This is a genomic window from Brevundimonas terrae (assembly GCF_011761985.1).
Lineage (GTDB): Bacteria > Pseudomonadota > Alphaproteobacteria > Caulobacterales > Caulobacteraceae > Brevundimonas > Brevundimonas terrae.
On record NZ_JAASQT010000001.1, the window covers coordinates 57,553 to 80,897 of the forward strand.

Below are 23,345 nucleotides of genomic sequence, written 5' to 3' on the forward strand. Positions count from 1 at the left end.
CGCCCCTCCCCGAGCGCCCGTATGATATCCGCGCTTGTCACGCGAACTGTCACCGGCAGGGTTGCTCCCCGCACATGCGACATCGATATTTTGTCAATTAATTTGCCAATATCAACAGTTGAATGCGGTTAGGCATTGACGGAGCCGCTTAAAATTATTGTAAGATAAATTGACATTCTGGAGTGTTTGATTTGACCGGCACCACATCGACATCCTCTGCCCCTATCACTGGCAAGGGCGCACTGGACGGCATTCGCGTTGTTGAAATGGGCCAGCTTATTGCCGGCCCGTTCTGCGGCCAGTTGCTGGGTGACATGGGTGCCGAGGTAGCCAAACTGGAATCGCCGGGCGTCGGTGATCCGATGCGCCATTGGGGCCAGGGCGAAATCCCCACATGGTGGCGCGTGATTGCCCGCAACAAATATTCCGTCGCCGTCGATCTGCGCTCCGAGGAAGGTCAGCAGACCGCCCGCGACCTGATCGCCAAGGCCGACATCCTGATCGAGAACTTCCGCCCCGGCACACTGGAAAAATGGAACCTGAACCCTGTCGATCTGATGGCCGCCAATCCGGGCCTGATCATCGTGCGCGTCTCGGGTTACGGCCAGACCGGCCCCTATGCTTCGCGCGCCGGTTTTGGCGGTATCGGCGAAGCCATGGGTGGCTGGCGTGCCATTGTCGGCGAACCGGATCGCGCACCGTCGCGCATGGGCGTTTCCATAGGCGATACGCTGGCCGCCACCTATGGCTGTATGGGTGCTTTGGCCGCACTTGAGGCCCGCCGCAAGACCGGTCGCGGACAGATCGTTGACAGCACCCTTTATGAAAGCGTGCTGCAAGTCATGGAAAGTCTGGTGCCGGAATATGCCATTAACGGGCATAAGCGCACCCGCACCGGCTCGGTCCTGCCCAAGATTGCGCCGTCCAATGTCTATCCGTGCTCGGATGGCGAATATCTGATCGGAGCCAATCAGGATGCGGTGTTTGCGCGTCTGGCACAGGCCATGGGCCAGCCGGAACTGGCGACTGACGCCCGCTATGCCACCCATCTGGCTCGCGGAGAGCACCAGACCGAACTAGACCAGATTGTCGGCGACTGGACCTCCACCCTCAAGGTGCAGGAACTGGAAGACCTGATGATCGAATATGCCGTGCCTGCGGGCCGCGTATACGACGCCGAAGACATGATGAACGACCCGCATTTTGTCGCCCGTGAAGCCATTGTGCGGGTGCCGGATGCGGTGCTGGGTGAAGTCCCCATGCAGAACACATTCCCGCGTCTGTCAGATACCCCCGGCTCTATCCGTCGCCCTGCCCCACTAGAAGTTGGTCAGGACACAAGCGAAATTCTTGAGCGCTGGTTAGCGCGCTAACCCTTTCTCCCGAAACGTCCTCTTTGGAGGCGGTTCCCCCTGCCCCGCCGGACCTCATCCGGCGGGGCTTTTTTTAGCGCTCCCCAATAATTATCTGATTGCTTAATTAGACATGCCCGAATGTGAAACCGTCTGTTGACAGAGCTGGCTTCCATCGGAATATTGTCAATAGATTTGACGTTATTCCGATGATGTATCGGCCGGAGTTTTCACCTGATGCGTATTACCCAAGGCCTCGTTCGCGCCCTTGTGACGGCTCCCGACCGGATTGCCACCATTGACGGCGACCGGCGCAAGACATGGCGCGAAGTCGCTGACCGCGTGGCGCGCCTTGCCGGTGGACTGCAAAATCAGGCCGGTATGCAAACCGGGGACCGGATTGGTGTTCTGGCCCATAATTGCGACCTCTATTTCGAGGCCTATTTCGCCATTCTCTGGAGTGGCGGCGTCCTGACGCTGATGAATACGCGTCTGGCCACGGCTGAATTGTCGTTCCAACTCAAGGATGCGGGTGTCGAAACCCTGCTTTACGGCGAAGAATTCACCGCCGTAGCCGAACAGCTTCTGGCCGAAGGTGCCGTCAAGTGCCTGATCGCCATGGACGGTGATGTTGCCGACCAGAGCCGCCTGACACAGGAAGGCCTGATCGCCACCTGGGAACCGGCCGCCGAGCATCTGGCCCACAACAACGATCTGGCCGGTATCTTCTATACGGGCGGCACAACCGGCCTGCCCAAGGGAGTGATGCTGAGCCACGGCAACCTGCATGCCATTGCTTCCAACCTTTTGATGACCATTCCGTTCGATGAAACCGGCGTCAATTTCCACGCTGCGCCGATGTTCCATCTGGCCGATATCGGTATTCTGTTCGTCACCATGTGCGGGGCCACCCACGTCTTCCGCCGCAGTTTCACAGCCGAAAGCATGCTGGAGGCCATTGCCGAACACGGCGTGACCCACTGTTTCAGCGTACCTGCTGTCATCGACCGAATGGCCAAGTATGAAAAACTGGCCGAACTGGACCTGTCGCGTCTTCAGATGCTCGGCTACGGCGGCTCGTCACTACCGGCGGCAACGCTGGCACTGGCACGGGCCAAATTCCCCGACATCAAATTCATTCAGGGCTTTGGCCAGACCGAGATGGCCTCGGTCACTGCACTGACCCCGCAAGATCACGAATGCGACGACGACCATCCGCGCCTGCGTTCTTGCGGCAAGATGGCCCCCGGCTTTGAAATCCGCATCGTGGACGAAGACGGCGTAGAGGTACCTCGCGGCGAAATCGGCGAGATCGTCGGTCGCGGTGACAATGTCATGATGGGCTACTGGAACCGTCCGGAAGAAACCGCCGACGTCATGCGTGCGGGCTGGCTGCATACTCGCGATGCCGGATGGATGGACGATGAAGGCTATGTCTATATCACCGACCGCCTGAAGGACATGATCGTCTCGGGTGCCGAGAACGTCTATTCCATCGAGGTCGAGAACGCCCTGTCATGGCACCCCGCCATCGAGGAAAGCGCCGTCATCGGCGTGCCGGACGCAGTGTGGGGCGAACGCGTACACGCGGTGATCGTCTGCAAGGACGGTGTGGTTCAACCCAGCTTTGAAGAACTGTCCGCCTTCTGTCGCGAGCGTATTGCCGGCTATAAAACCCCCAAGAGCATCAGCTTCCGTGTCGAGCGCCTGCCGCGCAGTGCCGCTGGCAAGATCCAGAAGGTCCCTGTCCGCGAAGCCCTTCTTGCAGAGCTCGCCAAGGGCTAACCCGCTGCAAATATAAAAAAGGCGGGAAGAGCAATCTTCCCGCCTTTTGCGTGTCTGGTTGTATGCGCGTCTACACGTCGTCGGGGGCGCGCGGCGCGGGTGCGGGCGTTGCCGAGAAGCGGGGTGCGGGTGCGGGCTGGACCACCCCGTTCAGTTCAATAAAGGCTTCGCGCTGAACATTGTGCGGATGCTGCGGGGCCTCGGAAAAGGACAGCACCGGCGCAAAACAGGCATCCGTCCCTTCCAGCAGCCCGCACCATTCGGCGCGGGTCTTTGAACGGAAAATATCGGTCAGGATGACGCGTCGTTTGGCGATACCATCAACCCCGTCCTGATCTTCAAACAGGGCATTGCCTTTCAAGCCAGTGACTTCGAGAAGCTTGTTGTAGAAGGGTTTTTCAATCGAGCCGATGGCCACATGCTGGCCGTCCGAGGTTTCATAGGTGTCGTAATAGGGCGCGCCCGTATCGAGATAGTTCACCCCGCGCTCGTCCTTCCACAGACCTTGGCCCCTGAAGCCCCAGATCATACCCATCAGCAGGGATGCGCCATCCACCATGGCACAGTCGATGACCTGACCTTTGCCGGTACGCTGGGCCGACAGGATGCCCGCCAGCATGCCAAAGGCCATCATCATGCCGCCACCGCCGAAATCACCGACCATATTGATCGGCGGGGTCGGTTTCTCGCCCGCGCGGCCAAAGGCGTTCAGGGCACCGGTGATGGCGATATAGTTGATGTCGTGGCCCGCCGCCTTGGCCAGCGGACCTTCCTGCCCCCAGCCCGTCATACGGCCATAAACCAGACGCGGATTATCGTTCAGCAGCACGTCCGGCCCCAGACCCAAACGTTCCATCACGCCCGGACGATAGCCCTCGATCACGCCGTCAGCCGTGGCAATAAGTTCACGGGCCAACTGGCGGCCTTCATCGGTTTTCAGGTCCAGTTCCACGCGGCGGCGTGAACGGGCCAGCACATCGGCAGGGTCCGGCTTGGTGTCTTTTCGGGCAATGCGGATCACCTCGGCCCCATGGTCGGCCAGCATCATGCCCGCGAACGGCCCCGGCCCGATTCCTTCCATCTCGATGATCCGCAGACCTTCAAGAGCTCCGCCTGAAACCGCTTGCGACATGACAATCTCCCCTACCCTGAAACTCAGGAAGAGTGATCGGACGCACAGATTATATTGTCAATAAATTTGACTTACTGACCGACCTGCTGCCCGAGAAAATTGCGCAAACCCATTTGCAACGCCTCAAAATCCTTCACCCCCATGGCCGTACGAAGTTCGTCTTCCATGGCGCGCAGCACCTTTTTGGCATCTTCGCGGATAGCTTCGGATTCGGGGGTAAAGCGCACAATGCGCGCCCGCCTGTCAGCGGGATCTACCACCACCTCGATCAGCTTTTCTTTCTCCAGTTCCGTCAGGAACTGGCTCATGGCCTGACGCGATACGCCAAGGTTGTCGGCCATGCGCGAGGCGCGGGTTTCGCCATTGGCGATATTGGCCAATATCAACGATTGCGAGCGGCCTCTGCGGCCCCACCCCAGCGCTTCGAGGCGCACCTGTAACTGCTCGTCGAACCAGTAAAGGGTCCGCACAAGATCAAGCATGAGAAGCTGACTGTTCATCCCCCCTTATAGGGCTAGCTCTGGCGTATCGGGAATCCTTTAAAGCCGAAAGGATAGAGATTTTTAGTCAAGTAACTTGACATATGGCACCATTCCCTGAAATCCTGTCACCAGTTGAGGGAGGATTGAACATGACGGGTGAAAAGCTGGCGGATCGCCGCATTCCAAAGGGTGATGACTTCTTGCCACCTGAAGAAGTGGCAGCCCTGACCCCGCAGGAACTCCTGAAAAGGATCAAGGCGTTACAGCCTTTGATCGCGTCCCAGTCCGCCGAGGCGGAAAGCCTGCGTCGTCCGACCGACGAAGTGTGGAATGCTCTGCGGGCCAGCGGCTATTTCTACATCTATGTGCCGCGCATGTTCGGCGGCCTGGAGTTCGATCCCGACACCTATATCGATACGACGCTGGCCATCTGCGAAGCCTGCCCGTCGGTTGGCTGGACCGCCAGCTTCGCGGCCGAGCACAACTGGCTTCTGGCCCAGTATCCCGAGGCGACCCAGAAAGAAGTTTGGGGCCAAACCCCTTATATCATCGCTCCCAGTGTCGCCGCCCCTCCGGGCAAGGCAGTGCGCGTGGATGGCGGCTTCAATATTTCCGGCCGCTGGAAGTTCGGCACCGTCGTCATGCATGCCGACTGGGTGATGCTGAACAGCATGGAGGACATGGGTGAAGCTAAGCCGCCTGTGGTGCGCATGATGCTGACCCGCGCCGAAAACGTTGAGGTGATCGACACCTGGAACATGAGCGGCATGGCCGCCACCGGTTCAAACGATATCGTGGCCAAGGACCTGTTCATCCCCGACGCCTATGCGTTCGAGTTACTGCCGGTGCGGACCGGTCGCGGCAATGGCGGCAAGGTTCACAATAATCCGCTCTATAGTGCACCCATGCTGCCACAGCTTTGCGTCACCGCCGCCCTGCCGTCTGTCGGTGCCGCCAAGGCCGCCGTCAAACTGGCCACCGAGCGACTGAGCCTGCACACCAAGATGGGGGGCCAGTCCACACAGGTCGAAAAACCTGCCGCCCAGATGCGTCTGGCCCGTGCAGATCTGATGGTCCGTTCGGCAGAGTTGCTGATCCGCGAGAGCGCCCGTGAAAACCTGACCCTTAATGCCCTGAGCGACGAGGAACAACTGGCTGAACGCATCCGTATCCGCGCCCAGATCGCCTATGCGGTCGGCCAATGTCGTGATGCCGTTCGCACCTGCTGCGAGGCCTCCGGTTCGGGCATCTACCACCTTGGCAACCCGCTCCAGCGTCTGGCCCGCGACATCGAAGTCATGGCCAGCCACATCGTCTATGACATGGACGTTTCTACAGAACTTCACGGCCGTTCAATGGTGGGCCTTGCCCCCAACTCGGCCCTGACCTGAAATCCCCGAGACGCGACGAACAGTAGCGTACCAGTAAGCTTGATCCCCAACTTCAGGAGGCTCGCAAGAGCCTCCTTTTTTGGTGCCGCATACAAAAAAAGAGGCGGCAACTTCTCGCTGCCTCCTCCTGTTCGTGCCTATTTGAACGCCGGTCAGTCGATCTGCTGGCCGTCGTCGATCTTGATCACCGCGCCGGTCGTATAGGCAGCGGCATCCGAGGTCAGGAAGCTGATGGTCGGGTTCAAAGCCTCGATCGGCATCAGGCGTTTGCGCGGCAGTTTCGACACCATTTTCTGGCCCGCTTCCGAGGTGAACCATTCCTCGTTAATATCGGTCAGCATATAGCCGGGGCAAACCGTATTGACGCTGATGCGCGGACGCACCCACTCATTGGCAAAGGCACGCCCCAGCATCACGGCACCGGCCTTGGAGGCGCAATAGGCGACCAGACCTGTCAGAGCGTGCAGGCCGCCCATAGAGGCCAGAATGACCACGCGGCCACGATCCGGTGCCTCGCTTTTCAGCAGGCGACGACCGCCCTCGCGCACGGTCAGGAACACACCGCGCGTGTTCACAGCCTGGATCTGGTCATACTCTTCGATCGGCAGGTCGGTGGCCCAGCCCTCGGCATTCACACCGGCATTGGCGATGATGGTATCGACGGTGCCGAAACGGGCCTCGGCGGCATCATAGCCGGCCATGACAGAGGTTTCCTCCGTCACATCCATCGACACGGCCATGGCCTCGACACCCAGAGCTTCCAGTTCTTTCACAAGGTCTTGCAGACGGTCGGCGCGGCGCGCGGCCACCACCACCTTGGCCCCGCCGCGAGCCAGCACGCGGGCAAACTCGGCACCAATGCCCGATGAGGCACCGGTAATCAGGGCCACGCGGCCTTCGTGGGTTTTGCTCGTCGCCATCAGCGCTTCTCCCTTGCGGACATCCAGGCGCGCGTCATGGCGCTGGTTCTTGTCCTGTCCAGTTTGTCATTGAGCCAGACCGCCGCCTCACACAGCGTTCCAATATTCACAGCCATCTTGTCGCCCAGCGCATAGGCCACGTCTTCGGACGCCACATTGCCTGCTGCTCCCGGCGCGAACGGACAACCGCCCGTGCCACCAATCGAGGCATCGACGGTCACAGCGCCTGCGGCCACTGCGGCCACGGCATTGGCAACGCCTGTCCCGCGCGTATCGTGGAAATGCACCCGCGCCGGCAGCGGTTTCACCGCTTCGACCACGCGGGTAACCAGAGCCGTCACCTCGTCCGGACGGGCCACGCCGATCGTGTCGGCAAGGGCGATCTCCAGCGGATTAAAGGCCGCCAATTGGCGCGCCATATCCACCACCAGATCAGGATCGACCGAACCCGACAGCGGGCATCCGAACGCGACCGAAATCGTCACCTGTGCGTCGCGGCCCCGTTCGCGGGCCAGCGCGATGACGCGCCCCGCCATGGCCACACTCTCGGCGATATCCATGCCCTGATTGGCCTTGCCAAAAGTGTCGCTGGCCGCCACCACAATGCCAAGTTCATCGACCGTGGTCTGCAAGGCGCGCCCTGCCCCGCGCTCGTTCAATACCAGACCGATGGTGCGCACACCTTCCGTCTTGCCCAAAGCTTCGATGACGGCCTCGGCATCGGCCATTTGCGGCACAAGTTTGGGGTTCACAAAGCTGGCGACCTCAAGCCGTTTGGCACCAGCAGAAATGGCGCGACGGATCAATTCAACCTTGTCGGCGGTCGGCAGGATTGTCTTTTCGTTTTGCAGTCCGTCGCGGGCGGAAACCTCGACCAGTTCGATCATTGATCCGCCCCGTTCAGAGCGTGGCGATAACGCGGCTGATCGACCGCCAGCATATCCAGTGCCGTCTGTTTCAGATGGGCGAACACCTTGGGATCATTGGCATCGATACCACCATTGCGGATGGCTTCGGCCAGTGCATCATTGAGGGTGTCATAATCGCCCGTTTCGCCCAGAATGGCGCTCATACGGGCGATGGCAGCGGCCTCGCTGGCAGGCCACAGTGTTAGTTCGCGCTCGATAATGCCCATGGCATTGGCGGCAACCTTCCGATGGAAACCATCCGCCGGTGTCGGCTCTCCAGCCAGCCAACCGCTCACGGCCCGGACCAACTCTTCTTTCGTCGGACCACGCATCAATTTGCCCCTTCCATCAGCGCCAGAAGATCAACCTCGCACTCGCTGAGGCGACGACCGATCACGGCCCGCTCGACCGAGGCAGAGGCACCAGTGGCAAAGGTCTGGTACATCATCATGGTGATGACGGCCCATTTGAAGGTGCCGACCACTTCCCAGAAGCGGACGCGTTCAACAGAGACCGCCTCGCCGCCAACCGCTTTATATCCGGCCAGGAGATCGGCCAGATCGGCAAAGCCGCCCACCCGTTTATCGGTCACGCCAAAGCGCCACGAGTTCACGCACAACCAGCCGAAGTCTTCGGCCGGATCACCAAGGTGCGCCAGCTCCCAGTCCAGCACGGCGGTGAGGCCGGTGTCGGCTTCAACCATCAGATTGCCATTGCGGAAATCGCCATGGACCAGACGCGGCGTCACGGCCTCCGGCAGGTTGGCCTGCATCCATTTCAGCGCCGCCTCCATCACAGGGCGCGGACCGCTGCTCTTGCGATAAATGTCGGCATAGCGATCGATCACGTCCTGCGCGTTCTGCACCTCTAGGTCCGGCATGGCCTCGACAGACACCGCATGAATACGGGCCAGTGTCTCGCCGCACTGGCGTCCCAAAACCTCGCGAGCCGGTGCAAAGGCCGTTCCTGCCGCTATACGGCGGCCAAGGGTTTCGCCTGCAACGCGCGTGACAATATAGGCCTCGCCCAGACCATCACCGGGTCCGCAATCGCGCACCAGTTCGGCCACGGGGGCACCTGCAGCCTGAGCTGCGGCCAGCACGCGCGCCTCGATGGGCAGGGGCAGCGAGGTTTCAAACACCTCGGCCTCCTCGCCATCGCCACGGCGGCGCAGAATCAGCGCCCGCAGGCCATCAGGGCTTTCGACATCGAAGGCCCATGTTTCCAGACTGGCCCCGCCGGTCAGGCGTTTCAGCCCGCCAATGCCACGACCGCCCTCGGCCAGTAGTGGGGCAAGGGCTTCCAGCCGCTGCGCCACATGCCCTGCTGCATCTTGCGATAGTTCTGTTCCGCTCATGAACTATGGATGACCGCAGGTCGCAATATTTGTCAAATAGATTGACGTTTATCCTGTTCGAAGCACAGGATGGATCAAACATCACTATTCAGGATTCCCGCCCATGAGCGCCCATTCCGGTCCTTCGCCCTACACCACCGAAGACCTCGACATGTTCCGTGACGGGCTGATCAAATTCCTCGAGGCCGAGTGCTCGCCAGAGACTATCGAGCACTGGAACCACAACAAGATTGTGGACCGCGAGATGTGGACCAAGGGTGGCGAGTTCGGCCTGCTGGGCCTTGGCGTTCCCGAGCAATACGGCGGTATGGGCGCGGACTTCCGCCACGAACGCATCCTGATCGAAGAGTTCGGTGCACGCGGTATGGAAGGCTGGGGTGTGCCACTGCACAACTCGATTGTCGCCCCCTATCTGATCGCGTTCGGTACCGAGGAGCAAAAACAAAACTGGCTGCCCAAGGTGGTCACCGGCGAGATCGTGCTGGGCATTGCCATGACCGAGCCAGGCACCGGCTCCGACCTTCAAGGCATCCGCACCCGTGCGCGTCTGGAAGGCGACGAATGGGTGCTGAACGGCCAGAAGACCTTTATCTCGAATGGCCAGACCGCTGACCTTATTCTGGTGGTGTGCCGCACCTCGGACAATGGTTCGCGCGGCATTTCCCTGATTGCCGTCGAGGGTGACCGCGCCGGTTTCACCCGTGGCCGCAACCTCGACAAGATGGGTCGCGCCGCACAGGATACTTCGGAACTGTTCTTCGAGGATGTGCGTGTTCCGGCGGGCAATCTGGTCGGTGGCGTCGAGGGCAAGGGTTTTGGCCAGTTGATGCAGATGCTGCCGCAGGAACGTCTGGGCATCGCCGCCATGGGTCTGGCCATTCTGGAACGCGCCCTGAAGCTGACGGTCGAATACACCCGTGAGCGTCAGGCCTTCGGCAAGCCGCTGATGGAGTTCCAGAACACCCAGTTCACACTGGCCGACATCAAGGCCAAGGCCGTCATCGCCCGCAGCTTTATCGACACCTGCACCGAAAAACTGATCCGCGGCGAACTGGACGCGGCCACTGCTTCGATTGCAAAACTGTGGATTACCGAAACCGAGCTGGAAGGCGTCAACAAATGCCTGCAGCTTTTCGGAGGTTACGGTTATATGAACGAATATCCGATCGCGCAGCTCTATAAGGATGCGCGTATCGACACCATCCACGGTGGGACGTCCGAGGTGATGAAGATTCTCATTTCCCGTACGCTCTAAAGCGGCTTACAGCGGGTAATGCCTCAACAGCATGCCCGCTTGGCTTCTCCATCGGGATAATATCTGCATCCCATCCAGCCCGGAGCTTCCGCGTGAAAATGCAATCCTACTATCTCATCGTCCCGCTGATGGCTGGCTTTGAATGGTTCGACGAAGGTTTGCAGAACAGCTTGCGCGAGGCGGGATGGCCCCATCTGACGCGACCTGAATCCATGGTGATGATGCATGTGCAGATGAATATCGTGCGCCCTGCCGATATCGCCCGCAGCCTGCGCCTGACCCGTCAGGCCGTGCACTCCACCATCCAAACCATGGTCAAGCGCGGTATCTTCGAAATGGCCGACGATCCCGATGATGGCCGTATCCGCATTGTCCAGTTGACCGCGATGGGTGACGCCATGCGTCGCGATGCTCGAACCATCGTCGAACAGTTAACCGAGAGCCTCGTGCCACGGATTGGTGCCGATGGCGTTGCCGCTTTGAGAGCGGCTCTGGACGCTGACTGGGGCACGCCTCCCCTCGTCAAGCTGGATCAAAAAGGTCAGGGTGCCGAAGAATTTCGTCGCTCGTCGAACAAAAATCCGTAAAGTTACTTGACGAACTCGCTCGGTTGTATTGTCTAGTTACTTGACCAAATGGCTCGTTAGAGGCCTCGGTCAGGGAGGATAATACAGCCGGTGCGCGTGTGCGTGACCGCACCCTCCCTCTTGCAACGACCCTGCGTCGCGCAGGGCAACACACGGGGAGGTGTGTATGCGATACCGTTATTTGGCGCTGCTGGCTTCGAGCTCTTTGCTCATCAGTTCGACCGCTCTCGCTCAGGAAGCCAATGTCGCGCAGGAGGCTGCACCGACCAGCGTGGCCGACATCATGGTTACGGCCCGCAAACGCACTGAACGTCTTCAGGATGTGCCGATCTCGGTGAACGTCACCAGCGGCGAAGATCTTGCCAGCCAAGATATCCGCAATCTCGAAGCCCTGTCAGGTGCGGTGCCAAACCTGCACATCCAGGCCACCCCCGGCAATAATGCTATCTATATTCGCGGCATCGGTTCCTCGCCGGGCAATCTAGCCTTCGAGCAATCAGTCGGTCTGTTCGTGGACGGGGCCTATGCCGGTCGCGGCCGCCAGTTCGCCGCTCCCTTCCTTGATGTAGCCAGCGTAGAGGTTCTGCGCGGGGCGCAAGGCGCTCTGTTTGGCAAGAATACCGCCGCCGGTGCGATCAACATCACCTCCAACGGCCCTCGCTCTGTGCGAGAGTTTGCCACCACCGTCACCGGTACTGTCGAAGGTGATAACGGTTTCGAGGTCAGCCAGATTCTATCCGGCCCCATCACCGACAAGTTCCTAGCCCGTGCGGCCCTGAAATATTCCGATAACGAAGGCTGGCTGAAAAACATCACTACCGGCGACGGCAACCCCGCTCGCGAGGATATGATCGGCCGCATTGTTCTGGACTATCTGGTAAGCGACAGCCTGACCTTCCGCTTGAAGTTGGAAGGCGCTAAGCAAGACCTGACCGGCCAGCCGATGACTTCGGTCGCCGCGGGCGGCTCCAAGGGCTTCACCCGTCAAGTTTCACCGGGCGTCCCCGACTTCGACAACACCGAAAGCTTTAACGGCGTCCTGACGGTCAACAAGGATTTTGCCAACGGCATCACACTGACCTCGATCACGGCATATTCTGCGTTCGAGTATGACAAGAATATCGACAGCGATTTTACGGCCGGCGACCTGCTGCGCTCGACTTTCCAGGAAGAATTCAGCCAGATTTCCCAAGAGCTACGCCTGACTTCGTCGGCAGATGGGCCGTTCACTTGGATTGTCGGGGCCTATGCCCACTCCAACGAAATCGACATGTATCAGGCTTCGCGCATCACGATGGGCCCGCTGAACGGGGCCAGCCGTCGCTGGTTCAATCAGGAAAACACCAGCTTCTCACTGTATGGTCAGGGCACCTATGCCTTTAACGACCAGTGGAGCGTCACCGCGGGTCTTCGCCAGACATGGGAAGAGAAGACTGCCGACCAGACCCGCGCCACCTCGGGCGTTGTGCCGCCGACCTGGGTGAACACCCCGCTATCGGGCCAACGTGACGAAAGCCAGCTCGATCCGTCGCTACAGCTCCAGTACACCCACAGCCGCGATGTGATGTTCTATGCCTCCTATGCCAAGGGTTCCAAGGCTGGCGGCTTTGTCGGTGCCCAATCCACCGGCGGCCAGAATGCCTTCGAGTTCGAAGGTGAAACCTCGCAGTCTCTGGAGCTTGGCACCAAGCTGACCCTGCTGGATGGTCAGGCAACGCTGAATATCGCCGCCTACACCTCCAAGTTCGAAGACCTGCAGGTATCGGGCTTCAATGCGGCCACGAATGCCTTCATCACCACCAATGCCGCCTCGGCCAAGAGCCAGGGCGTAGAGGTAGAAGGCAATTGGCGCGTCAACAGCTCGGTCTCGATCTCCGGCTCGCTGGCCTATAACGATGCCACCTATGACAGCTACCCGACGGCACCGTGCATCTGGAAAAATGGTGTGCCGCCTGCCGCCAACTGCGTCGAGGACATCGGCGGCACCACCCTGCCGCGTGCGCCTAAATGGTCGGGTGCCTTCAACGTCAATATCGACCACCCGCTCCAGAACGGCCTGCGTGTTCTGGCGGATGCCACCGTACGCGGCCGCAGCGGCACCTATCTGGAAGAAAACTACAGCCCGTCCTCCTATCAGGACAGCTTCGGCAAGGTTGATCTGCGTCTCGGACTGGCCGCCGCCGACGACAGCTGGACGCTGGCTCTGATCGGTCGCAACCTGACCAATGAATGGACCGCGTCCCACTCTTACGGGACGCCCTTTATTGCCGGATCACAAACCTATGTGGTGGATCCCGGTCGCGTTGTGTCTATCCAGTTGGGCCTGCGTTACTAAGCGACCACCGTTCCAAGGCCGTCCCTGCACCTCGCAAGGGCGGCCTTTCGTTTTTACTCCCTTAGCTTCAGTTTCAATGGGGGATTCATGTCCAGTTTCGACCGTCGCCAGTTGATGGCCGCCATGGCCGCCGCCGCCACCGGTATCGCCCCGCCACTACGCGCACAGGCGGCATCCAAGTCCGCGCAGGCCACCGCCAACGAAAAGCCGCTCAACATTCTGTTCATCTGCACCGATCAGGAGTTCGGCCTACAGTCCTATCCGCAAGGCCTGCTGGAGCATCTGCCCGGCCACCGCGTCCTGTTGGAGCGCTCGGTCGAGCTGCGGAACTATCACGTTCAGACCACGCCCTGCACACCGTCGCGCGCCGTCATCTATACCGGCCAACACACGCAAAAAACCCGCGTCTTTTCCAATGCCGAACAGGGCGCTGTCCTGACGCCCGAGATAGACACCATCGGCGATATGATGCGCCGTGCGGGCTATTACAGCGCCTATAAGGGCAAGTGGCATCTGGCCAAGCTGTCTACCAGCGACCAGAGTTTCCAGCGCCTGTATAACGACACCACCGACGCCATGGAGCCGTTCGGTTTCTCGGATTATAATTTCAATGGCGAGGAAATCGGCCTGACATGGGCCGGATACCGCACCGACCGCCACGTCACCGGCGATGCGGCCATGCTGATCCACGAATTCGCTACGCCTGCACGCCGCGAAGACAAGCCGTGGTTCCTGTGTGTAAATCTGGTGAACCCGCACGACATCATGTTCTACGACGCCACGGGCGAGCAGGCCGATACCCGCGCCGTTCGCAATCTGGCGGGACTGATGCGGGCCGAGCCGGGCGATCCTCTGTATCAGACCGATCTGGGTATGCCCCTGCCCCGCAGCTTCTATGTGGATGACCTGTCCACCAAGCCCGAAGCCCATCGCGGTATCTCGGCTCTGGATGTCAAAACCTATGGGGCCATGCCGCGCGAGAACGAGACGGCATGGAAGCGGTTCTACAACTACTACTGCAACTGCCTGCGCGATGTGGACCAGAACATCCTGACCCTGTTGTGGGCACTGGAACATTCAGGCCAACTGGACAACACCATCATCGTCTATACCTCCGATCACGGCGAACGGGCCGGTGCTCACGGCATGCGCCAGAAGGGCGGTACCGCCTATAAGGAAGAAACCAATGTGCCAATGTTCATCGCCCACCCCCAAGGGGCGCGCGGTGTCACCAGCAAGACCTTGATGGGCGCTGTCGATCTGGCCCCGACCCTGCTAGGCTTGGCCGGAAAGTCACAGGACTGGAGCCGCAGCCAGTTCCCGCAACTGGTCGGCCACGATGTTTCAAAAGCCGTGTTCGATCCCGCCCACAGGGGCGAGCGCGACCGTCAGGGCCACCTGTTCAACTATGGTGTGATCCTGTCGTGGGATCGTCTGAACACCAACTATATGGACACGCCTGTCTGGGACCTGTCCAAACGCCGCGCCCACCGTGGCGTATTCGACGGTCGCTGGAAGTTCGTGCGTTATTTCGCCCCTGCCGAACACCATATGCCACGCAAATGGGAACAGCTTGTCGCCCACAATGATCTGGAACTTTACGACACGCACAAAGATCCGGACGAAGTGCTGAACTTGGCCAACCGTCCGAACGAATACCGTGCCGAGATCGAACGCCTGAACGCCATGGTCAATGCCTTGATCGAGCACGAGATCGGCGAGGATAACGGCTCGGAATTCCCCGGTCCTGTCGAACGCTACAACACCCTGACTCTCACCTGACTACGGGGCATAGACCAAAAGAAAGGGCCGGTGCGGATATCCGCACCGGCCCTTTTTGCAAGTCTTCGACGGAGGGGATCAGCCGAAGGTTTTTTGCATCCAGTCCTTGAACAGGATTGCGGCCTCGACCGACTTGTCCTGTTGTCCGGTATAGTAGTGGTTGGCGTCCTTGATGATGGCGTGCTCCATCGACTTGGCATTGCTGGCCGCGGCCATCAGACGCGCTGCGTGGCTGGGCGTGCAGGCGTCGTCGGCGCTGTTTTCGATGACGATCATCGGCACAGTCACGCGCGGCGCACAGCGCAGACCGTCGGCCTGACTGTCGTCATACGACCATTGCGACAGCCACGAACGCAGGGTCGAGAAACGGGCCAGACCCACAGGGCCGTCATTCACAACCTCAGGCACGCCCAGCATGCAGTGGTTGGGCTTGCGGTCGCTGGGTTCCAGCGTGGCATCGATGAAGCGCGGATCGGCCATTGTGCCCTGCACCACAAAGCCGCGCTCGTGGTTGTGCTTGCCCTGAGCCTTGAGCTTGGCCAGTTCGTCCTTCACCCATGCGGTGATACGGCGGTTACGGGCGATCTGGGCGGCGCGATAGCGCTCGATATATTCGGCGCTATAGGGCGGCTGGTTCGGGTTGGCCGGATCATAGATGTTCAGTTCCGGATCACGGTCATAGGGCTTGGTCTCGTCGGTGATCGACGGGTCCATCCACTCGGTCAGGGTCAGGTTGCGCGACAGGTGAGCGGCCAGAATGGCCACGCCGTCTGCCGGAATCAGATTGGCCTTGGTCAGGTCCAACGGATCGCCTGCCGGCGTATGGGTGACGGTCGGGTTCTCGGCTTCGGCCTGATAGAACAGCGAGAGCGAGCCACCGCCGGACCAACCACCGAGGATCACCTTCTTATAGCCGAGGCGTTCCTTGGCATCACGGATGGCCGCGCCGAGGTCCAGCGCCACCTTCTCCATGATCAGGGCATTGTCGATGCCGCGATAGCGACTATTGGCATAGATGACGTGCAGTCCCTGTTTCGCCAGTGCCGACACGAAGGGCAGCCACGCGCCACCCCCGATCGGGTGCATGAACACCACCACCGTATCGGATTCTGTTTCCGGCTTCAGGTGGTGCGCCTCGATGGCGACAATGCCTTCGGCACCGCCATAGGTATCCTTGAACTGGGCCTCTTCCTTGAAGATGACCAGATACGGGGTGCGGGTATATTTGACTTTGGTCACGCCGGATTATCCCGCCAGTTCGGATTGAGGTTTGCCGCGCTTGTCGATAGCGGCCGCGCCGAACTTGGCTTCTTTTTCAGCACGGGTTTGCGCGGTCCACGTCTTCAGAAGTTCCGGCAGGGCGGCACCCTCCTCGCCAAGAATCTTGTCGTGGTCAGGCGTGCGGCAGGTGATTTCGACCTGAATACCGTTGGGGTCATACATATATACCGAGCGCACAAAATGATGCTCGACCGGCCCCAGCGCGCTGACACCATGCGAGCGGATGCGCTTTTGCATTTCCAGCATGTGGGCTTCGTCGCGCGCCTCGATGGCGATGTGCATATCGAAGCTGTCCTTGCGGGCGAACCAAGCGGGATCAGCGGTCGAGGGGGCATCGAAGAAGGCGACGAAATTGCCGTCCTCCATCTCGAAGAAGATATGCATATAGGGCACCGGATCGCCCGAACCCGGCACCTCGTCCAATACGATACCGGCGGACGCCTTCATGCCCAGAACATCTTCATAGAACCAGCGCGTCTGTTCCGCATCTCTGCAGCGGAAGGCGCTGTGGTGGACCCCTTTAAGGCCCGTCTGGGTGATCTGGCTGGCCATTTCCCCCTCCCTTTCCTGTTCGTTTTCTTGAGCAACACTCCATACCCGCCCGCAGAGTTTGTCAAATTGCTTTACGTTATTTTCCTCCCGGCATAGGCTGTGACCAACAAGAGGAGGGAGCGCACATGGATTTCGATCTGCCCGCAGAGATCACCGACTATCTGGCCGAACTGGATGCCTTCATCGAGGCCGAGATCGTTCCGCTGCAAGCGCAGGACGACAACGAGCGCTTCTTTGACCACCGCCGCGAATGGGCGCGCACCGACTATGACAATGGCGGTCTGCCGCGCCACGAGTGGGAAGAACTGCTGGCCATCGCCAAGAAACGCGCCGACAAGGCCGGCCACCTGCGCTTTGCCCTGCCCAAGGAATTCGGCGGCAAGGACGGCTCCAATCTGGCCATGGCCGTGATCCGCGAACATTTCGCCGCCAAGGGTCTGGGCCTGCACAACGATCTGCAAAACGAGCATTCGATCGTGGCCAACTATCCGCAGGTGCTGATGTTCCGCGACTTTGGCACGCAGGACCAGAAGGACGAGTTCATTGGCGGTATGCTGGATGGCAGCCGTTCGATCTGCTTTGGCCTGACCGAGCCCGAGCATGGTTCGGACGCCACCCACATGGAAACTGTCGGTGTGCGCGAAACCTGCGATGGCGTTTCGGGCTGGCGCATCAATGGCGAGAAAATGTGGACCACCGGCATGCACGTGGCCACCCACGTCATGGTTTTTGCCCGCACCGAGGGCAAGGCCGGCGACGCCAAGGGCATCACCTGTTTCATCGTGCCCGCCGAAGCCGAGGGCGTGAAGGTCGAGGAATATCTCTGGACCTTCAACATGCCGACCGACCACCCTCGCGTCAGCTTTACCAATGTCTGGGTGCCCGATAGCAACGTCTTTGGCCCGGCCGATGGCGGTCTGGAACTGGCCCAGCATTTCGTCCACGAGAACCGCATCCGTCAGGCTGCCTCCTCGCTGGGTGCCGCCGATTACTGCGTCAAGGAAGCGGCCAAATATGCCCGCGAGCGCAAGCCCTTCGGCAAGCCTCTGGCAGTCAATCAGGCCATCCAGTTCCCGCTGGTCGAACTGGCCACCCAGATCGAGATGCTGCGCCTGCTGATCCGCAAGACGGCATGGCAGATGGACCGCATGTCCAAGCCGGACGTGGCCAAGACACTGTCGGACCGTGTGTCCATGTGTAACTACTGGGCCAACCGTCTGGTTTGCGAGGCCGCCGACACCGCCATGCAGGTTCATGGTGGCATGGGCTATTCGCGCCACAAGCCATTCGAGCACATCTATCGCCACCACCGCCGCTATCGCATCACCGAGGGCGCAGAAGAGATCCAGATGCGCAAGATCGCGGCCTGGATGTTCGGCTTTGCCGGTCCCAATAAGGTCGCGCGAGAGAAGGCGTAGGTGGGCACCGCTCCGCTCATTGTGGCTTTCGACGACATGCCGACACTGGCAGGTCGTGAACTGGGAAGCTCGGCCTGGATCGCGCTGGATCAAAACCGCATCAACCTGTTTGCTGATGCGACCGACGATCACCAGTGGATCCACATCGACGAGGAACGCGCCCGTGCAGAGATGGGATCAACCATTGCGCACGGCTTTTTGACCCTGTCGCTGCTACCGCGTCTGATGGACGACGTGATCCGCTTTGAAGGCTCGGGCAAGATGCTGAATGTGGGCGTTAACCGCGTCCGCTTCGTATCGCCTGCCCCCAGCGGATCACGGGTGCGCCTGACACAAAGCGTGGTGTCTGTCGAAGCCCGTGCCGGTGGTTGGCAGCTGACCACCGACTGCGTGATCGAGGCCGAGGGTCAGGACAAACCCCTGTGCGTAGCCCAAAGCGTCATGCTGATTCTGCCGCCGGGACAGGCAAAGGCCGCATAGCTCAAATTAGTAAAGTTACTTGACAATACATGTTCCTCGGCCATCATCGTTCTACGGTCATGGTCAGGAACAGATCAGGCCCGTATCGCGCCCGTCCGGCGCGTCAGGGAGGATAAACAATATGACCAGCGCAAATGCGACTGTCATTGCCGACGATCTGAAAGAGGCCCTGCGCAATCTGGTGCGCTCGGTTGTCGTGGTCACAGCCCGCCATCAGGGTCGTGCCTATGCGATGGCCGCCACCGCCATTAGCGAGGTCAGCATGGACCCGCCGTCCATGCTGGTCTGCATCAACCGCAACAATGCCATTTTCGACGCCATCGACGCCGGATGCGATGTGGTGCTGAATGTGCTGGGACAGGACCACGAAGCTGTCTCGCGCGCCTGTGGCGGCGGTCGCAAGGGCGACGCGAAGTTCGATATCGGTGCGTGGGATATTGCCGCTGAGGACCAGCCCCCTGCGCTTCGCGATGCGCTGGCCGTCATCCATCTGAAACAGGCCAATATCCTCGACCACGGCAGCCACCGTATCGTTATCGGCGATGTGCAGTCGGTCCAGCGCCCCTCCAGCACCATCCCGCTGGCCTTTATGGGCGGACGTTATCTGCAACTGGAAGCGGCCTGCCACGTTCAATAGAGGCACCCTGTTCAAGTCGCGTAAGCAGCCTGCTCCCAGAGGCTGTTCTACATCTTTTTACCACCCAACAAAAACCCCGCTCTTCCGAAAGGAAGGCGGGGTTTCTTGTGCATAGCGGGTCAGCGTTAGCCAATGCTGTAGAAGGTCGGAGCGCCCGGTCCGACCGGCATGCCCAGTGCGAACACCCAGACGAAGAAGAAGATCGTCCAGACGATGGTGAAGAAGATCGAATAGGGCAGCATCATCGCGATCATGGTGCCGATGCCGACCTTTTTGTCGTAGCGCACGGCCCACGCCAGAATCAGGCCGAAATAGCTCATCATCGGGGTGATGATGTTGGTGGTGGAATCCCCGATGCGATAGGCCGCCTGAATCAGTTCCGGCGAATAGCCCAGCAGCATCAGCATCGGCACAAAGATGGGGGCTGTCATCGCCCACTGTGCCGAGGCCGAACCGATCATCAGGTTCACCATGCAGCAGATCAGAATAAAGCCGATAAACACCACCGGCCCTGTCAGGCCCAGCGCCTCGAGGGTCTGTGCGCCCTTTACCGCTGTGATCGAACCCAGATTGGACCAGTTGAAGAAGGCCACAAACTGGGCGGCAAAGAAGATGATGACCAGATACAGCCCCAGCGAACCGAGGGACTTGGCCATACCGTCAATGACATCGCGGTCATTCTTGATGGTGCCGACCACCTTGCCATAGGCCCAGCCCATGGCGAGGAAGAACAGCAGAATCCACACAGCAAACCCGCTGAAGAAGGGCGAGCGCATGGCATCGCCGGTCACCGGATCGCGCAGGATACCCCATGACGGCACCACGCTCAGCAGCATGACCGCCAGCACACCCAAAAGGACAAGGCCGGTAACCTTCAGGCCCTTCTTTTCAATGGCCGTCAGCGGCGAGGCCGCAGCCCCGTCCAGTGCCGTAGGGTCGGCATCGTCGGGGTTATAAGCCCCCAGTTTCGGCTCGACGATATAGGTGCTGACCGCCCAGCCCACCGCCGTCACCACAAGAGTGGACGCAGCGGCGAAATACCAGTTGGCGGTCGCCGTCACCGCATAGGTCGGATCGATCAGACGCGCCGCTTCTTCGGTAATACCGGCCAGCAACGGATCGATGGTGCCGATCAGCAGATTGGCCGAATAACCGCCCGACACACCGGCAAACGCCGCCGCCATACCGGCCAGCGGGTGACGCCCCAGCGAGTAGTAAACCGCACCGGCCATCGGGATCAGGACCACATAGCCCAGCTCGGAGGCCGTATTGGACATGACACCGGCAAACACGATGACCACGGTCACAACATTCTTGGATGCGCCCAGCACCATGCCGCGCACCGCCGCCGACAACACGCCCGACTTCTCGGCCACGCCGATACCCAGCATGGCTGTCAGCACCACGCCCAGAGGCGCAAAACTGGTGAAGTTGGTGACCAGACTGCTGAAGATACGGCGCACACCATCGGCACTCAGCAGCGATACCGCGCGGATCATCCCGTCATCGGCACGGCCAGCGGCCCCCACAGGGCGCGGATCGTCCACCGCAACACCCAGCCAGCCAAACAGGCCGGACAACAGAACCATGCCCGCCGCCAGAAGGAAGAACAAAGTCACCGGATGCGGCAACAGGTTCCCCAGCCATTCTACGGTGTCGAGAAAGCGGGTGAACGCATTGCGTTTGGGCGCGGGCGGCTGGGCCTTGCCGGTGCCCGCAGGCTGAGGTTCCGTCATACATTATCCTTGGCGGAGCGGTTTTCGAGATGCGCGACCTTTCATCCCCAAAAGGCAGCCCAAAACGCTTTTCACCGTTCGGATGCAAAAAACAAGGCGTCGCCTTGTCGCTCCCCCTCGTCACGGCCCACCACCATTAAACGCCATGCCGGTCACAAAAAAGCGAGACTGTGTTTTCGCGGGATGAAAGCTTTTACACTGGCCTGATCCGGTCCGGCTGCGACAGCGGGGCCGCTCCTCTCCACACAGCCAGAGCCGTCCCATGTCCGTCAAAGCCTATGGTGCCACCGCCGCCAACCGTCCGGTCGAGGCCATTGAAATCCCGCGCCGCGATGTCGGTGCCCACGATGTGCAGATCGAGATCGATTATTGCGGCATCTGCCATTCCGACCTGCATACGGTGCGTGGCGAATGGGGGGCGGTGAACTTCCCCTGCGTGCCCGGTCACGAAATCGTCGGTCGCGTCTCGGCGGTGGGTGCCTCGGTCAGCCGCTTTAAAGAAGGCGATGTCGTCGGCGTCGGCTGTATGGTCGATAGCTGCAAGGCCTGCCATTCCTGCGATCAGGACCTTGAGCAGTTCTGCGAAAACGGCATGACCGGCACCTATGACGGCAAGACCAAGGATGCCCCCGGTCATACGCTGGGCGGCTATTCACAGCGTATCGTGGTCAAGGACGACTTCGTCCTGAAGGTCTCGCACCCCGCCGAACAGCTGGCCGCCGTGGCACCCCTGCTGTGCGCTGGCATCACCACATGGTCGCCGCTGCGCCACTGGAAGGTCGGGCCGGGCAAGAAGGTGGGCGTGGTCGGGATCGGCGGTCTGGGCCATATGGGGGTCAAGCTGGCCCATGCGTTGGGCGCGCATGTCGTGGCCTTTACGACATCGGCCTCAAAGGTTCAGGCCGCGCTTGATCTGGGGGCTGACGAGGTGGTCATCTCCAAGGACCCCGAGCAGATGAAGGCCCATGCCCGCAGCTTCGATTTCATTCTGAATACCGTCGCGGCCAGCCACAGTCTGGATGCCTTTACCAAGCTGCTCAAGGTTGATGGCACCATGTGCCTCGTCGGCGTTCCCGAACATGCCCACCCGTCGCCCAATGTCTCCATCCTGATCGGCGGGCGTCGTTCCATCGCCGGATCGCTGATTGGTGGCATCAAGGAAACGCAGGAGATGCTGGATTTCTGTGCCGCCAACAACATCGTCTCGGACATCGAGATGATCCGCGCCGACCAGATCGAAGAGGCCTATGAGCGGATGCTGAAATCCGACGTCAAATACCGCTTCGTCATCGACAACAGCACCATGTAACAAAAAGGCCCGCCGGATCGCTCCGGCGGGCCTTTTCTTTATGGCTGGTTACAGGCCTTAGAAATATTCCGCATTGGCGGGGCACTGGGCCGAGATGCGGCGGGCCGTGATCGTGGCCGGAATATAGGGCGTGCCGCGTGCCAGTTGGGCACCGCCGTTAAAGCGGAACGATTCCTGCTGATAGGTGCCGTTCAGGCGCACATTGACGCGGCGGTCCTTGTGATCCTTGCAGACGCCTTCAAAGCGGGCACGACCATCGGTGGCTTCGCGCACATGATAGGTGCATTGCCATTTACGGGTCGAAAGCCCGCCAAAGAAGCGGTTGATCTCGCTCGGGCGCACGCATTTCTGCTCGGTATCGCGCACACCGAATACGCTGGTGGTGTATTCCCAATAGCCCGGCAGGACCTCGCTACGGGCAGGCTGGGTTTGGGCTTGAGCGTGCGGCGCGGACGCCGGAGCGGCCAAAAGTGCGCCACCCGCAAGCAACGGGGCGGCAATCGCCATCAGGCGAACCATACCGGCAGAGGGCTTTTTCATAGGGTGCATCTTCAAACGGCTCATCATGTCAGTCTATATATAGGTGACCATATAAACGGTGCCTGAACGCGAACGATCCCTATTCGTCAGCATTCTTATGGCGTCT

The 23,345-nt window shown here is 60.2% G+C and carries 21 protein-coding genes; 11 read left to right on the forward strand and 10 right to left on the reverse strand.

Going from position 1 to position 23,345, the window contains the following annotated elements:
• Window positions 1-191: 191 nt before the first annotated feature.
• Together FHS64_RS00250 and FHS64_RS00255 are read left to right on the forward strand one after the other, a co-directional pair.
• Window positions 192-1,373: a CaiB/BaiF CoA transferase family protein gene (locus FHS64_RS00250; RefSeq protein WP_243862651.1), complete on the forward strand. Its 1,182-nt coding sequence runs from the start codon at window positions 192-194 to the stop codon at window positions 1,371-1,373.
• A 216-nt stretch (window positions 1,374-1,589) separates the two neighbouring features.
• The gene (locus FHS64_RS00255) at window positions 1,590-3,137 is read left to right on the forward strand and encodes an AMP-binding protein (protein ID WP_167173972.1); all 1,548 of its coding nucleotides are present in this window, start codon (window positions 1,590-1,592) and stop codon (window positions 3,135-3,137) included.
• A 70-nt stretch (window positions 3,138-3,207) separates the two neighbouring features.
• Here the strand turns inward: FHS64_RS00255 and FHS64_RS00260 are convergent, their stop codons facing one another.
• A complete protein-coding gene (locus FHS64_RS00260) occupies window positions 3,208-4,269 on the reverse strand; it encodes a CaiB/BaiF CoA transferase family protein (RefSeq protein WP_167173975.1) in 1,062 nt (353 codons plus the stop codon).
• Window positions 4,270-4,340: 71 nt separating this feature from the next.
• On the reverse strand, window positions 4,341-4,769 hold the full coding sequence (locus tag FHS64_RS00265; protein ID WP_167173978.1) for a MarR family winged helix-turn-helix transcriptional regulator: 429 nt from the start codon (window positions 4,767-4,769) through the stop codon (window positions 4,341-4,343).
• Window positions 4,770-4,900: 131 nt separating this feature from the next.
• Here FHS64_RS00265 and FHS64_RS00270 point away from each other — a divergent pair, with 131 nt between their 5' ends.
• Window positions 4,901-6,142: an acyl-CoA dehydrogenase family protein gene (locus FHS64_RS00270; RefSeq protein WP_167173981.1), complete on the forward strand. Its 1,242-nt coding sequence runs from the start codon at window positions 4,901-4,903 to the stop codon at window positions 6,140-6,142.
• A 152-nt stretch (window positions 6,143-6,294) separates the two neighbouring features.
• Here FHS64_RS00270 and FHS64_RS00275 read toward each other — a convergent pair whose 3' ends face one another.
• Genes FHS64_RS00275 through FHS64_RS00290 form a run of 4 tightly spaced genes read right to left on the reverse strand, consistent with a single transcriptional unit; the run spans window position 6,295 to window position 9,327 of the window.
• Window positions 6,295-7,062 carry an SDR family NAD(P)-dependent oxidoreductase gene (locus FHS64_RS00275; RefSeq protein WP_167173984.1) on the reverse strand — a complete coding sequence of 256 codons (768 nt, stop codon included), beginning with the start codon at window positions 7,060-7,062 and terminating at the stop codon, window positions 6,295-6,297.
• The gene (locus FHS64_RS00280) at window positions 7,062-7,949 is read right to left on the reverse strand and encodes a hydroxymethylglutaryl-CoA lyase (RefSeq protein ID WP_167173987.1); all 888 of its coding nucleotides are present in this window, start codon (window positions 7,947-7,949) and stop codon (window positions 7,062-7,064) included. Before FHS64_RS00280 ends, FHS64_RS00275 begins: the two co-directional genes overlap by 1 nt.
• Window positions 7,946-8,266, reverse strand: a complete 321-nt coding sequence (locus FHS64_RS00285) for a DUF6285 domain-containing protein (RefSeq protein ID WP_167173990.1) — start codon at window positions 8,264-8,266, stop codon at window positions 7,946-7,948. Before FHS64_RS00285 ends, FHS64_RS00280 begins: the two co-directional genes overlap by 4 nt.
• Before the next feature lie 35 nt (window positions 8,267-8,301).
• Window positions 8,302-9,327 carry a phosphotransferase family protein gene (locus FHS64_RS00290; protein WP_167173993.1) on the reverse strand — a complete coding sequence of 342 codons (1,026 nt, stop codon included), beginning with the start codon at window positions 9,325-9,327 and terminating at the stop codon, window positions 8,302-8,304.
• A 103-nt stretch (window positions 9,328-9,430) separates the two neighbouring features.
• On the opposite strand from FHS64_RS00290, the gene FHS64_RS00295 reads away from it, so the two are divergent.
• The 4 genes from FHS64_RS00295 to FHS64_RS00310 all read left to right on the forward strand — a co-directional run bounded on the left by FHS64_RS00295 (window position 9,431) and on the right by FHS64_RS00310 (window position 15,286).
• A complete protein-coding gene (locus FHS64_RS00295) occupies window positions 9,431-10,582 on the forward strand; it encodes an acyl-CoA dehydrogenase family protein (protein WP_167173995.1) in 1,152 nt (383 codons plus the stop codon).
• Between the two features lie 98 nt (window positions 10,583-10,680).
• Entirely contained in the window at window positions 10,681-11,169 is a 489-nt protein-coding gene (locus FHS64_RS00300; RefSeq protein ID WP_167176150.1) for a MarR family winged helix-turn-helix transcriptional regulator, read from the forward strand.
• Between the two features lie 166 nt (window positions 11,170-11,335).
• Window positions 11,336-13,504: a TonB-dependent receptor gene (locus tag FHS64_RS00305; protein WP_167173998.1), complete on the forward strand. Its 2,169-nt coding sequence runs from the start codon at window positions 11,336-11,338 to the stop codon at window positions 13,502-13,504.
• Between the two features lie 87 nt (window positions 13,505-13,591).
• A complete protein-coding gene (locus FHS64_RS00310; protein ID WP_167174001.1) occupies window positions 13,592-15,286 on the forward strand; it encodes a sulfatase family protein in 1,695 nt (564 codons plus the stop codon).
• Window positions 15,287-15,364: 78 nt separating this feature from the next.
• Here FHS64_RS00310 and FHS64_RS00315 read toward each other — a convergent pair whose 3' ends face one another.
• Together FHS64_RS00315 and FHS64_RS00320 are read right to left on the reverse strand one after the other, a co-directional pair.
• Entirely contained in the window at window positions 15,365-16,525 is a 1,161-nt protein-coding gene (locus FHS64_RS00315; protein ID WP_167174004.1) for a lipase family protein, read from the reverse strand.
• 6 nt (window positions 16,526-16,531) lie between these two features.
• The gene (locus tag FHS64_RS00320; RefSeq protein WP_167174006.1) at window positions 16,532-17,119 is read right to left on the reverse strand and encodes a VOC family protein; all 588 of its coding nucleotides are present in this window, start codon (window positions 17,117-17,119) and stop codon (window positions 16,532-16,534) included.
• 125 nt (window positions 17,120-17,244) lie between these two features.
• Between FHS64_RS00320 and FHS64_RS00325 the strand changes: the two genes are divergently transcribed.
• From FHS64_RS00325 to FHS64_RS00335, 3 genes are all read left to right on the forward strand, one after another.
• Window positions 17,245-18,537, forward strand: coding sequence for an acyl-CoA dehydrogenase family protein (locus tag FHS64_RS00325; RefSeq protein ID WP_167174009.1), 1,293 nt, complete (start codon window positions 17,245-17,247; stop codon window positions 18,535-18,537).
• Window positions 18,538-19,017: a MaoC family dehydratase gene (locus tag FHS64_RS00330; protein WP_341771034.1), complete on the forward strand. Its 480-nt coding sequence runs from the start codon at window positions 18,538-18,540 to the stop codon at window positions 19,015-19,017.
• Window positions 19,018-19,138: 121 nt separating this feature from the next.
• Window positions 19,139-19,654: a flavin reductase family protein gene (locus FHS64_RS00335; RefSeq protein WP_167174012.1), complete on the forward strand. Its 516-nt coding sequence runs from the start codon at window positions 19,139-19,141 to the stop codon at window positions 19,652-19,654.
• Window positions 19,655-19,779: 125 nt separating this feature from the next.
• On the opposite strand, the gene FHS64_RS00340 is transcribed toward FHS64_RS00335, so the two are convergent.
• Window positions 19,780-21,390, reverse strand: a complete 1,611-nt coding sequence (locus FHS64_RS00340; protein WP_167174015.1) for an AbgT family transporter — start codon at window positions 21,388-21,390, stop codon at window positions 19,780-19,782.
• 262 nt (window positions 21,391-21,652) lie between these two features.
• Here FHS64_RS00340 and FHS64_RS00345 point away from each other — a divergent pair, with 262 nt between their 5' ends.
• On the forward strand, window positions 21,653-22,699 hold the full coding sequence (locus FHS64_RS00345; RefSeq protein ID WP_167174018.1) for an NAD(P)-dependent alcohol dehydrogenase: 1,047 nt from the start codon (window positions 21,653-21,655) through the stop codon (window positions 22,697-22,699).
• A 57-nt stretch (window positions 22,700-22,756) separates the two neighbouring features.
• Here the strand turns inward: FHS64_RS00345 and FHS64_RS00350 are convergent, their stop codons facing one another.
• Window positions 22,757-23,239, reverse strand: coding sequence for a DUF3617 domain-containing protein (locus FHS64_RS00350; RefSeq protein WP_243862652.1), 483 nt, complete (start codon window positions 23,237-23,239; stop codon window positions 22,757-22,759).
• Window positions 23,240-23,345: the final 106 nt, after the last annotated feature.

Excerpts from the sequence above, each read along its gene's own strand:
- FHS64_RS00345 (WP_167174018.1), top strand. The coding sequence starts at position 21,653 with ATGTCCGTCAAAGCCTATGGTGCCACCGCCGCCAACCGTCCGGTCGAG.
- FHS64_RS00265 (WP_167173978.1), bottom strand. The coding sequence starts at position 4,769 with ATGAACAGTCAGCTTCTCATGCTTGATCTTGTGCGGACCCTTTACTGG.
- FHS64_RS00325 (WP_167174009.1), top strand. The coding sequence starts at position 17,245 with ATGGATTTCGATCTGCCCGCAGAGATCACCGACTATCTGGCCGAACTG.
- FHS64_RS00335 (WP_167174012.1), top strand. The coding sequence starts at position 19,139 with ATGACCAGCGCAAATGCGACTGTCATTGCCGACGATCTGAAAGAGGCC.
- FHS64_RS00300 (WP_167176150.1), top strand. The coding sequence starts at position 10,681 with ATGCAATCCTACTATCTCATCGTCCCGCTGATGGCTGGCTTTGAATGG.
- FHS64_RS00260 (WP_167173975.1), bottom strand. The coding sequence starts at position 4,269 with ATGTCGCAAGCGGTTTCAGGCGGAGCTCTTGAAGGTCTGCGGATCATC.
- FHS64_RS00255 (WP_167173972.1), top strand. The coding sequence starts at position 1,590 with ATGCGTATTACCCAAGGCCTCGTTCGCGCCCTTGTGACGGCTCCCGAC.
- FHS64_RS00275 (WP_167173984.1), bottom strand. The coding sequence starts at position 7,062 with ATGGCGACGAGCAAAACCCACGAAGGCCGCGTGGCCCTGATTACCGGT.
- FHS64_RS00350 (WP_243862652.1), bottom strand. The coding sequence starts at position 23,239 with ATGAAAAAGCCCTCTGCCGGTATGGTTCGCCTGATGGCGATTGCCGCC.
- FHS64_RS00295 (WP_167173995.1), top strand. The coding sequence starts at position 9,431 with ATGAGCGCCCATTCCGGTCCTTCGCCCTACACCACCGAAGACCTCGAC.
- FHS64_RS00320 (WP_167174006.1), bottom strand. The coding sequence starts at position 17,119 with ATGGCCAGCCAGATCACCCAGACGGGCCTTAAAGGGGTCCACCACAGC.
- FHS64_RS00280 (WP_167173987.1), bottom strand. The coding sequence starts at position 7,949 with ATGATCGAACTGGTCGAGGTTTCCGCCCGCGACGGACTGCAAAACGAA.
- FHS64_RS00270 (WP_167173981.1), top strand. The coding sequence starts at position 4,901 with ATGACGGGTGAAAAGCTGGCGGATCGCCGCATTCCAAAGGGTGATGAC.
- FHS64_RS00310 (WP_167174001.1), top strand. The coding sequence starts at position 13,592 with ATGTCCAGTTTCGACCGTCGCCAGTTGATGGCCGCCATGGCCGCCGCC.
- FHS64_RS00305 (WP_167173998.1), top strand. The coding sequence starts at position 11,336 with ATGCGATACCGTTATTTGGCGCTGCTGGCTTCGAGCTCTTTGCTCATC.
- FHS64_RS00290 (WP_167173993.1), bottom strand. The coding sequence starts at position 9,327 with ATGAGCGGAACAGAACTATCGCAAGATGCAGCAGGGCATGTGGCGCAG.
- FHS64_RS00340 (WP_167174015.1), bottom strand. The coding sequence starts at position 21,390 with ATGACGGAACCTCAGCCTGCGGGCACCGGCAAGGCCCAGCCGCCCGCG.